Source organism: Candidatus Binatia bacterium, from assembly GCA_036382395.1.
GTDB lineage: Bacteria > Desulfobacterota > Binatia > HRBIN30 > HRBIN30 > JAGDMS01.
This window is the reverse complement of sequence record DASVHW010000370.1, coordinates 1-10,231: the sequence shown is the minus strand read 5'-3', so window position 1 is coordinate 10,231 and position 10,231 is coordinate 1. Positions and strand designations below refer to the sequence as shown.

At 62.5% G+C, this 10,231-nt stretch carries 9 protein-coding genes; all 9 read left to right on the top strand.

Annotated elements, in window-relative coordinates; genetic code table 11:
* The first annotated feature begins 204 nt into the window (after positions 1 to 204).
* The 9 genes from VF515_17815 (at position 205) to cysK (ending at position 10,048) form a co-directional block, all read left to right on the top strand.
* Positions 205 to 1,641 carry a cytochrome C gene (locus tag VF515_17815; GenBank protein ID HEX7409489.1) on the top strand — a complete coding sequence of 479 codons (1,437 nt, stop codon included), beginning with the start codon at positions 205 to 207 and terminating at the stop codon, positions 1,639 to 1,641.
* Positions 1,642 to 1,678: 37 nt separating this feature from the next.
* The gene (gene bamE / locus VF515_17810) at positions 1,679 to 2,155 is read left to right on the top strand and encodes an outer membrane protein assembly factor BamE (GenBank protein HEX7409488.1); all 477 of its coding nucleotides are present in this window, start codon (positions 1,679 to 1,681) and stop codon (positions 2,153 to 2,155) included.
* 55 nt (positions 2,156 to 2,210) lie between these two features.
* Positions 2,211 to 2,585 carry a c-type cytochrome gene (locus tag VF515_17805; GenBank protein HEX7409487.1) on the top strand — a complete coding sequence of 125 codons (375 nt, stop codon included), beginning with the start codon at positions 2,211 to 2,213 and terminating at the stop codon, positions 2,583 to 2,585.
* 37 nt (positions 2,586 to 2,622) lie between these two features.
* Positions 2,623 to 4,539 carry an FAD-dependent oxidoreductase gene (locus tag VF515_17800; protein HEX7409486.1) on the top strand — a complete coding sequence of 639 codons (1,917 nt, stop codon included), beginning with the start codon at positions 2,623 to 2,625 and terminating at the stop codon, positions 4,537 to 4,539.
* Positions 4,523 to 4,987, top strand: a complete 465-nt coding sequence (locus VF515_17795) for a Rieske 2Fe-2S domain-containing protein (GenBank protein ID HEX7409485.1) — start codon at positions 4,523 to 4,525, stop codon at positions 4,985 to 4,987. The genes VF515_17800 and VF515_17795 overlap by 17 nt, the downstream gene beginning before the upstream one ends.
* 28 nt (positions 4,988 to 5,015) lie before the next feature.
* Complete coding sequence (locus tag VF515_17790; protein ID HEX7409484.1) at positions 5,016 to 6,368, top strand: cytochrome b N-terminal domain-containing protein; 1,353 nt, start codon at positions 5,016 to 5,018, stop codon at positions 6,366 to 6,368.
* A 10-nt stretch (positions 6,369 to 6,378) separates the two neighbouring features.
* Positions 6,379 to 7,599: a c-type cytochrome gene (locus VF515_17785; GenBank protein ID HEX7409483.1), complete on the top strand. Its 1,221-nt coding sequence runs from the start codon at positions 6,379 to 6,381 to the stop codon at positions 7,597 to 7,599.
* 122 nt (positions 7,600 to 7,721) lie between these two features.
* Positions 7,722 to 9,014, top strand: a complete 1,293-nt coding sequence (locus tag VF515_17780; protein HEX7409482.1) for a GMC family oxidoreductase N-terminal domain-containing protein — start codon at positions 7,722 to 7,724, stop codon at positions 9,012 to 9,014.
* 110 nt (positions 9,015 to 9,124) lie between these two features.
* On the top strand, positions 9,125 to 10,048 hold the full coding sequence (gene cysK, locus VF515_17775; GenBank protein HEX7409481.1) for a cysteine synthase A: 924 nt from the start codon (positions 9,125 to 9,127) through the stop codon (positions 10,046 to 10,048).
* Positions 10,049 to 10,231 lie beyond the last annotated feature (183 nt).

Here is a 10,231-nt window from a genome sequence, read left to right as displayed (position 1 = left end):
CGGTGGAGCATCCGCTCGGGATAGGTCGCGCAGCGACCGTACCGGTCTACCTTCTTCAGCTTTCTTTTCTGATCTGAATCCTCGGTCTATGACTTCCCCTTGAGGGCACTGGCTCTCGGGCGTATCAGGGGGTATCCTTTTCGGCGGCGTTGCGCGCCGAGTGTGTTGCGGTATCACTGGTTATCTTGAAAAAAGGAGGCACTGATGAAGAGGTTCTGGGGCAGGATTGAGCAGGTAACCTTGGGGACCAGCGGCCGGACGCAGGGGCGGTTGCTGGTGAGTTGTGGAGTGCTGGTCGCAGTCATGCTGCTCGGTGCGCGTCATGCCGATGCGGTGCCGAGCTTTGCACGGCAGACCGGGCTGGCTTGCTCCGCGTGTCACACGACGTTTCCGGAACTCACGGCTTTTGGCCGCATGTTCAAGCTGCATGGGTACACGTTGCAGGCGATGAAGGAGCTCGAGGAACCGGGGACTGACGAGGCTCCGGCGATGACCATCAATCGTGCCTTCCCGTTGTCAATCATGTTGCAGACCTCGCTGACGCGGACCGACCGGCTGCAGCCAGGGACACAAAACAACAACGTCGAGTTTCCCCAAGCGCTGAGTCTGTTTCTGGCTGGGGAGATCACGCCGCACATTGGAACCTTCTTGCAGGCGACATACAGTGGCCAAGATGACCACTTCACCCTCGATAATACCGACATCCGATACGCCAACGACACGAATCTCGCCGATCGGGAGCTGCTCTACGGCATCGACGTCAACAACAATCCAACGGTCGAGGACCCATGGCACACCACGCCGGCATGGGGCTTTCCCTTTGCGCTGGCCGACTCGGCACAGACGCCCGCAGCGGCGGCATTGGTGGACGGCGGGCTGGCACAGCAGGTTGCGGGCGGCGGTCTGTACGCTCTCTTCGACAAGCATTTGTACGCTAACGTGGCCGTGTACCGATCGGCGCACATTGGGGAGCCGCAGCCGCCCACGAATGGGCTGACGGCGACTGGGACCATCAAAGATGTCGCCCCCTACTGGCGACTGGCGTGGCAGCAGAGCTGGGGACGCAATTATCTGGAAGTCGGTACCTTTGGTCTGTGGGCGCAAGTCGTTCCAAACACGCTCCCCAATCAACCACAGGCTTGTCCGGTTTCTGGTGGGTCCGATTTCTGCAATCCAGTTTCCGTGTCCGGCGAGGCTGACCGGTTCAGCGACTACGCTTTCGACACGCAGTTCGAACGGCCCTTCGGGAAAGATTTCGTGTCGGCGCATGCGACCTATATCTTCGAAAACGCAGAGTTGGACGCGATGCAGCCGGCAGGCGGCGCTTCCAACCTCAACGACAAGCTGCACACCTTCCGGCTCGACGGCATCTACCACTGGCGTGATCGGCTGTCGCTGGCGCTCGGCTGGTTCCTGATCAGGGGGCAGAACGACGCCCTGCGGTACGGGAGCGCCAACGGCAGCCCCGACAGCGACGGCCTCCGGGCCGATATCGGCTTCTTCCCGTGGCAGAACATCCGCCTGTCTGCGCAATACACTGCCTACACCGAGTTCAACGGCCGCACCCACAATTTCGACGGCAATGGTCGCGATTCGTGGAACAACAACACACTTTATCTCCTGGCATGGCTGATGTACTGATCGCGATGGCGGGCCTCTTGGCAGAAGGACCGTACGCATGGTGAGCTGGATGGCGTGGTGGGGCCGGGTACCATTGGCGGTTCTGGTATGGCTTGCGGTTACAGTGCCCGCGAGCGCGGAGAGCGACGACACCGGCGCATTGCGCCGGGAAGTCGGGGCGCTGAGGCAAGCGGTCGAGCGTCTCGATGCGCGAGTGAAGACCATCGAACAACGCTTCTCGGGTGAGTCCGGCCCCAGTGCCCAGGAGACAGGGAAAACGCCCCAGCCGGTTGAACGGGCGGGTGCTGCACGCGAGGTCGGGCTCAGGGATCACTGGCAAAGTGTCAAGCTGGGGATGACGATGCAGCAGATCGAGGCGCTCCTCGGCCGGCCCGATAGGATCATCAAGCTGCCTTCGAAGAACGTTTGGTACTACGCCTATCCTGACGTCGGCAACGGTTCCGTCGTGTTTGCGGAGGACGGAACCGTCATCGACTTGCAGGCGCCGCCCTTTAATACGTGGTGGGGGTTCTGAAATTAGGAAGAACACGTCAAGGATTTTGCCGGACACGGAAAACGGAGAGGAGACGATGATGCAGAAAACTCAGTTGTTGGTCGGCGCGGCAATGTTGACGGCTTCAATGCTGCTGGTGCAGCTGCCCGCCGCGGCGCAGGAAGCGGATCTGGCCAAAGCGAAAGAGAATTACCAGTCCTATTGCCGCAAGTGCCACGGAGATGAGGGCAAGGGCGACGGCCCGGGCGCGGCCATGCTCAACCCGAAGCCGCGTGACTTTGCCGATTGCGCCATGATGGCGAAACACTCGGATGACGAGATGTTCAAGGTCATCAGTGAGGGCGGCGATGCCGTCGGCATGTCGGCGGACATGCAACCCTGGGGCGGAACGCTTTCGGATCCGGAGATCCGTGCCGTGATGAAGTTTGTCCACAGCTTCTGCAAGAAGTAGGTCTGCCGGCCGCTGTATGGTTGAGCCAAGCAACAAGGTGTCAGCGACCATTCGGCCGCTGACCTGGTTCCGAGACAACGTCCCGTGTGTGGCCGCCTGCCCGGTGACGACCGACGCGGGGCGGTACGTCCAACTCATCGAGGCGGGACGGTTTGAGGAAGCCTACGCGGTGGCCCGCTCGCCGAACCCGATTGCCTCCATCTGCGGGCGGACGTGTGGTGCACCGTGTGAGGATGCCTGCCGACGCGGAAAGATCGACGAGCCGGTGGCGATCCGGCCCCTGAAACGCTTCGTTGCCGAACGGTTCGGTCCCGAGTCGTTTACACCGATGGCGGTTGATGCGGTTCCACGAACGACTGGCGGTTGCCAGCAGAGCACGACGCCGGGCCACCTCGAGATTATGAAGCAGCACCGCGGAACGAAAGCGAAGGTGGCGGTGATCGGCGCGGGGCCGGCGGGATTGGCCTGCGCGCACGACCTCGCCGTGATGGGGTACACGGTCACCGTGTTCGAGGCCATGGAGCACGGCGGCGGCATGATGCGCTACGGCATCCCAGAATACCGCTTGCCGCGGGAGGTGATCGACCGGCAGGTCGCAGAAATCCGTGGCCTCGGTGTCACCTTCCTTTTCAACCGATCCTTGGACAAGGATTTCGGCGTTCGCGAAATCCGCGCCGAGGGCTTCGCCGCGATCTTCTTGGCCGTTGGGGCCGGCCGAGGCCGCGACTTGGCCATCGAAGGCGGGGAACTCGACGGCGTGGTCAAGGCCATCGATTTCTTGCTCAACGTGAATCGCGGTTACCGGGTCGATGTCGGCCGGCGTGTCGTTGTGGTGGGCGGCGGCCTGGTGGCGTTGGATGCGGCGCGGACGGCGGTGCGGGTGCTGCTGAGCGGTGCGGAACGGGCAGCGGAAGAGCTCGGCCGCGTCATGGGGACGGAGGTGCGTGTTGCCCTCGACGCGGCGCGCGAGGCGCGCCGGCGTGGCGCGCTGGACGTGTCGGTGGTCAGCCTCGAACAACTCGAAGAGATGCCTGCCATGCGCTCGGTGCAGGGACGCGAGGAGATGGAGGTGACACGCGATGAGGGGATCGACTTCAGTCCGGGCTGGGGGCCGAAACGAATCGTGGGTGAGAACGGGCGCGCCACCGGCATCGAGCTGATTCGCTGTGCGCGGGTGTTCGACGAGCAGGGCCGCTTCAATCCGGCCTTCGCGGCGGGAAGCGAGCGGGTCGTGCCTGCCGACACGATCTTGCTGGCTATCGGACAACGCTCTGATTACAGCTTCGTGCGCCCGGAAGATGGCGTCGAGCTTACCCCGAACGGATTGATCAAGGTCGATCCACAGACGCTGGCGACCACCGCCCCGGGTATCTTTACCGGCGGCGACGGGGCCTTCCCACCCAGCCTCCTCATTACCGCGGCCGCGCATGGCAAACGTGCGGCGGCATCGATCGATGCGTACCTGAGTGGCGGGCACCACCAACGCCACATGCGGGTCATTGTCGAGGAGCAACCGTTGGCCACGTATCGTATGCCGGAACACTACGAACAAATCGCGCGCCATGTTCCGGTCGTTCCGGTGGACCGGCGCACCGGGATCACCGAGGTGGAAGAGAGTTACTCCGAGGCCGAGGCTCGGGAGCAAGCCAGCCGCTGCCTGTCCTGCCACATCAACCCGATCTACAACGGAGACCTCTGCGTCTTGTGCGCGCGCTGCGCCGACATTTGTCCGGAAAACTGCATCAGTTTCACGCCGGTGGAGAATCTGACGCTGGCGGCCGGCGATCAACTCGCCGTCGCCGCGGTCGCGCCGGCGGACCGGCCGCACATGGCCTTCCTGTATGGCGAGGAACGCTGCATCCGTTGCGCGCTGTGCGCCATCCGCTGCCCGACGGGAGCGATCACGATGGAACGATTTCGTTTTGAGGAGGAGAGCCGTGACACAACCGGTTGAGCCAGAGCGGCGCCGTTTCCTGCAGTGGATCGGACAGTGGTCGGTGGTGGCTGCGATCGCCACCCAAGGCGTCGGCGTGGTACGCGCCTTCGTGCCGCGCGTCCTGTACGAACCGTCCAAAAAATTCAAAGTCGGCAAACCGGGCGAGTATCCCGAGGGCGTGACCTTCGTCCCCGCGCATCGGCTGTTCGTCATGCGCGAGCGCAACCAGTTCCACGTCATTTCCGCCACCTGTACCCACCTGGGATGCACGGTGGAATGGAAGGAGAAGCTCAGCGAGTTCGACTGTCCGTGCCACGGGAGCAAGTTCAAAGCCGATGGCATTCCGTTCGCCGGACCCGCGCCACGGTCGTTGAACTGGTACCCACTGAGTGTTTCCGGGGACGGGTTCCTGGTTGTCGATTCCGGCAAGAGCGTACCATCGACGTACCGATTCGCGGTTGCCTGAGGGCATCGCGCATTTGAAAGGTGAACCGTTGGCACTCACGAGTGAGAAGCAAAGGGGCGTTGCGAGCCGGCTGAGCCTGCGAAGCGGGCTGACACGACTGTGGCGCTGGATCACCTGGACGTGGAGTCCGGCGAGTGAACGCGAAGCCAGTACGGCAATCGTCGAGAACCTGTGGCTGCATTGGTTTCCCGCCAAAATCGCCGCGGAAAGCTTCGCGTGGAGTTACAGTCTGTGGTTGGGTGCCATCTCCGCGTTTCTCTTTCTGATCCTCACGGTCACCGGCGTCCTGCTCATGTTCTTCTACATCCCTTCGACCGAGCAGGCATACTGGAGCATCAAGGACATCGATTACGTCGTCGGTTTCGGATGGCTCCTGCGCAATCAGCACCGGTGGGCGGCGCATCTGATGGTGCTGGTCGTCTTTCTCCACATGCTTCGGGTGTTTTTCACCGGTGCTTATCGCGCGCCGCGCGCGGCGAACTGGCTGGTGGGACTGGTGCTCTTGCTGATGACGCTGCTCCTTTCCTTCACGGGATACCTGCTGCCGTGGGATCAGCTGGCTTTCTGGGCGGTCACCGTAGGCACCAACATCGCCAAGGAGGCTCCCATCGTCGGCGAAGGGCTGCGCTTCGTTTTGCTCGGCGGCACGGAGATCGGCCAGAGTGCGTTGGTCCGTTTTTACGTGCTGCATGTCATCGTGCTGCCCGGCGCTGTCCTGGTGCTGTTTGCCTATCACATGTGGCGCGTGCGCCGGGATGGCGGCATGGCCGTCACGGATGCTGCCGCAGCGAGCCTCGGCGTGCCCAGTGAAACACCTCCCGTTCCTACCAAGACATACTCGCTTTTCGGCGTGACGGCAGGAACGTCGTTGGAGACGCGGGCAGCCAGACCGCAGAGCGACGAAGCCGGCACGTTCTCCTCGCCGCACCTCAGCCGGCGCCTCATGCTGGTGTTTCTCGCCGTGTTCGCCGTCAGCATCGTCCTCAGTCTGATCTCCGGCGCCCCGTTGGAAGAGCCGGCGAACCCCATTCTGACCCCGAATCCAGCCAAGGCGCCCTGGTACTTCTTGTGGCTGCAGGAATTGGTGGCGATTGCAACGGTGCGAGTCGGGGCGCTCACCATCAGTGGCGGGCTCATCGGGGGCATTGTGGTGCCGGGCATCTTGGTTCTGGCGGCGGCAGCGTGGCCATTTCTCGATCGCAGCCCGTTGTCGGCCGTGGGTAAATGGTTTCCGCCTGAGCGCCGCCTGCAGAACACCGTCATGTGCATTATTGCGATCGTCATTCTGGTGTTGGTGCTCATCGGCCTTCTGATGCGCGGACCATATTGGCAGCTCTTCTGGCCGTGGCAGGCTTGGCCTGAGATGCCGCGGAGACTGTAGCGAGGCGCGCATGAGATCGTCTTTCTCTCGGAACTGGGATTTCTGGCCGTTGCTCCTCGCTTCGATTGCGGTCCTTCTACTCGTGGTCACCGTGGCATGGCGCGAGTACACGCCTGAGTGGCAGCGCCAGACGGGTGCGTTTCGCACATACCTCAAGGGGCGCGGCGCCTATGACGCGGCGGCGGCGGTCCCTGACTCCGTGCAGCAGATCTGGGTTCCCGCGCTGAGCCGGGTCGATCGGTGCATCAGTTGCCACGTCAATTACGACGCCTCGATTTCTACTTTGCCCGACTTGCCGCCGTTGTACCGCCCACATCCTGATCTGCCCTACATGGCGAAACATCCGTTTCCCACTTTCGCTTGCACCGTTTGTCATGGCGGGCAGGGATTCGCCCTCGACGAAACTGGGGCACACGGACTGGTGGAACACTGGGATGATCCGCTGCTGACGACCGCCCTCGCCGCAAACTACGGCCTCACCCGGGCTCAGCTCATGGAGAGCAAGTGCAACACGTGCCACCGTCACGATGATAGCACCGCCGGGATGGATATGATCAACATGGCGAGGGAGATCGTGGACAAGAAGCACTGCACGTCGTGCCACGGTCTCGAAGGCGGTGGTGGCTTGGCTGCGTCGGATCTGACGTACGACGGCGATCTCAATCCCGAGATGCTGGATTTTTCTGCCGTGGAGGGTCCGAAGACGACACTGAAGTGGGAAATCCAGCACTTCAAGAGTCCCCAGCAGGTTGTCAAAGGCAGCGGAATGCCGAATTACCGTCTGAATGATGAGCAAGCCAGGGGGCTGGCGCTACTGATGATGAGTTGGCAGCGGATCAGTTTCCCGCCGCAGTATGTGCCTGCCGCACGGCGACGTCCTCCGGCGGTGCTGCCGATTGTCCGCGAGGTACCGTATCCGCCACCGGCGAACACGGACCTCGGTCAACGAGGCAGATTTGTCTTCATGAATCGTGGATGTAACACGTGCCACCGCATAGGGGGCGGAAAACTCATCGGTCCAGATTTGGCAGGTGTCGCGCAGCGACGCAGCGACCCATGGCTGACCGCGTGGCTAAAGGATCCCGCGGCCGTTGTGGCGAAGACCCCGGATCTGCAAACTTGGTCGCACGAGTTCGGCGATATCATCATGCCGAACCAGAACCTCGACGACGACGGCATCAAAGCGCTGATTGCCTACATGAAGGAGTTCAATCAAGCCGGGACTCCCTGATAATAACTTGCAGCCGGCCGTCCGACCGAGGTAAATGACGCGGCGGGGGGCCTATAGTTGTGAGCGCGATAAAGAAGCAGGCTGAAGTAGTTGTCGTCGGTTCCGGTCCGGGTGGAGCGTCGGTGGCCCGACAACTGTCCCGTGCCGGCAAGAAGGTGATTCTCCTCGAGTGCGGGCGGGATTATCGCCGTAAGTTTCACTACGGCACCTACCTCGGTGCCGTGACCTACACCGATCGGCACAGTTTCCTGTTCACCAAGGAAGGCTTGACGATCGTCCGCCCCTTGATGGTCGGTGGGGCGACCAGCATGTACTGCGGATCGGCCGCGCGCCCGCCGGCCTGGCTCAAGGAAAAGTACGGAATTGATCTCGCATCCTACGTGGAAGAGACGATCGAAGAGATCGGTATCGCCCCGTTGGCGCCGCAGTATCGTGGTGTCGCGTCGACACGCATCGCGGAAGCGGCCCTTTCCCTCGGGTACCAGTGGGAACCCTTGATGAAGTTCATTCGCCCGGCCTGCAGCTCCGGCTTCGATTGCGGCGCCAAATGCATGCTCGGTTGCCGCTGCGGCGCGAAATGGAATGCCGCCGAGTGGGTCGACCAAGCCGTGAGGGCTGGATGTGAGCTGCTGACCGAGGCGAAGGTGGATGATCTGATCATCGAAAATCGCCAGATCGGCGGTGTGCGCGGCAAGTGGCGTGGGCAGCCGTTGGAAGTCGAAGCCAAGGTCGTCGTCCTGGCCGCCGGCGGCATTGGTACCCCGCTGATCTTGCAGCACGCCGGGTTCTTCGAAGCCGGCCACGGCATGACCATGGACACCACCACCATGGTCTACGGCTTTGCAGCGGAGAAGGGCATCGGTAAGGAGCCGCCCATGACCTGGGGCTACGCCGATGACGACATCGGATACATGCTCAGTACGCTCCTGGATCCGTGGCTGCTGTATCCGATGGTCACCGCACTCAAGGGTCCTGGCTACGCCCTGACCTGGCCGCGGTGGGGCCGAACGCTAGGTGTGATGATCAAGATCAAGGACGACATCTCCGGCGGCATAACGATCGAGGGTGAGATTTCGAAACCGATGACGGAGCGCGACAGCTTCCGGCTCAATCACGCCGCCATCGTTGCACGGCGGATACTGATCAGAGCGGGAGCGGATGCGGACTCGATCTTCCTCACGCCCCTGCGGGGGACCCACCCGAGCGGCACGGTGCGCCTGGGCCAATTGGTCGACCAGAACCTGCAGACGGAGGTGAAGAACCTGTACGTTTGCGATGCCAGCACGTTTCCGGAGGCGCTGGACCGGCCTACCGTGCTCACCATCCTCGGTCTGGGCAAGAGACTAGCGGCCCACTTGCTGGGCATGGTCAGCGCGCCGCAGTCCATGGCGAGTTCGAAGCTGGACGCGGCCTAACCTGCGCTTTCCTTTCCGTCGGAAAGGTGCAAGAAAACACTGCAGTATAGAAACATCGTAGGCTGCGCTCGGGCGCAGAAGGGCGAGACGATAACTGCGGAGGAGCGAGAATGCGCATCTACAACGATATTACGGAAACAGTCGGACACACGCCGCTGGTGCGGTTACGACGGGTGACGGACGGGGCCGGCGCTGAGGTGCTTGCAAAGATGGAGTGCTTCAATCCGCTGGCCAGCGTGAAAGACCGGATCGGTGTGAGCATGGTGACCGCAGCGGAGCGCGACGGCCTGCTGAAGAAGGATAGCATCATCGTGGAGCCCACCAGCGGCAACACCGGCATCGCGCTGGCGTTCGTCTGTGCCGCCAAAGGGTACCCGTTGGTGCTGGTGATGCCGGAGACGTTCAGCGTCGAACGTCGAGCCATCATGCGGGCGCTTGGCGCCGAGATCGTTCTGAGCCCTGGCCCGGAAGGCATGCCCGGCGCCGTGCGTCGAGCCGAGGAGATGCAGGCCGGCGACAAGCGCTACGTCATCCTGCAGCAGTTCAAGAATCCGGCGAATCCTGCGATCCATCGTGAGACCACGGCCGAAGAGATTTGGCAGGATACCGACGGTCGTGTTGACATACTGATCAGTGGCGTGGGAACGGGTGGTACGATCACGGGCATCTCCGAAGTGCTCAAGAAAAGAAAACCGGCCTTCCGCGCCTTCGCCGTCGAGCCAACCGGCTCGCCGGTGTTGTCCGGCGGCCAGCGAGGACCGCACAAAATCCAGGGCATTGGGGCGGGCTTCGTGCCCGATGTCCTGCGCCGCGAGCTGGTCGATGAAGTGCTCCAGGTGAGCGATGACGATGCTTTCGCCATGACCCGACGCCTGGCACGGGAGGAAGGCATGTTCGTCGGCATCTCTTCCGGCGCGGCGGCGGTGGCGGCGGTCCGGGTTGCCAACAGAGCCGGGAGCAAGGGCAAAACCATTGTTGTCATCTTCCCTGATACGGGTGAACGCTACCTCGCTGCTGGACCTTTCCAATCGTAGCGACGCGCGGGTTGCGGATGCGACGGACGGATGCCAAGCTTCCGCTGCGCGGCGGCTTCTAATCAGACGTGACGCAGCGCCCTGTAGATCAGCAGGCCGGGAAGGAGATCGATCCGGTCTGCGGCATGACGGTTGATCCGGTCACGCCGAAAGGCGGCAGCCACGAGTACCAGGGCCGGACGT

What these genes read in the sequence shown, in the direction of transcription:
- VF515_17815 (HEX7409489.1), top strand. Translation starts at nt 205, where the DNA reads ATGAAGAGGTTCTGGGGCAGGATTGAGCAGGTAACCTTGGGGACCAGC.
- bamE (HEX7409488.1), top strand. Translation starts at nt 1,679, where the DNA reads ATGGTGAGCTGGATGGCGTGGTGGGGCCGGGTACCATTGGCGGTTCTG.
- VF515_17805 (HEX7409487.1), top strand. Translation starts at nt 2,211, where the DNA reads ATGATGCAGAAAACTCAGTTGTTGGTCGGCGCGGCAATGTTGACGGCT.
- VF515_17785 (HEX7409483.1), top strand. Translation starts at nt 6,379, where the DNA reads ATGAGATCGTCTTTCTCTCGGAACTGGGATTTCTGGCCGTTGCTCCTC.
- cysK (HEX7409481.1), top strand. Translation starts at nt 9,125, where the DNA reads ATGCGCATCTACAACGATATTACGGAAACAGTCGGACACACGCCGCTG.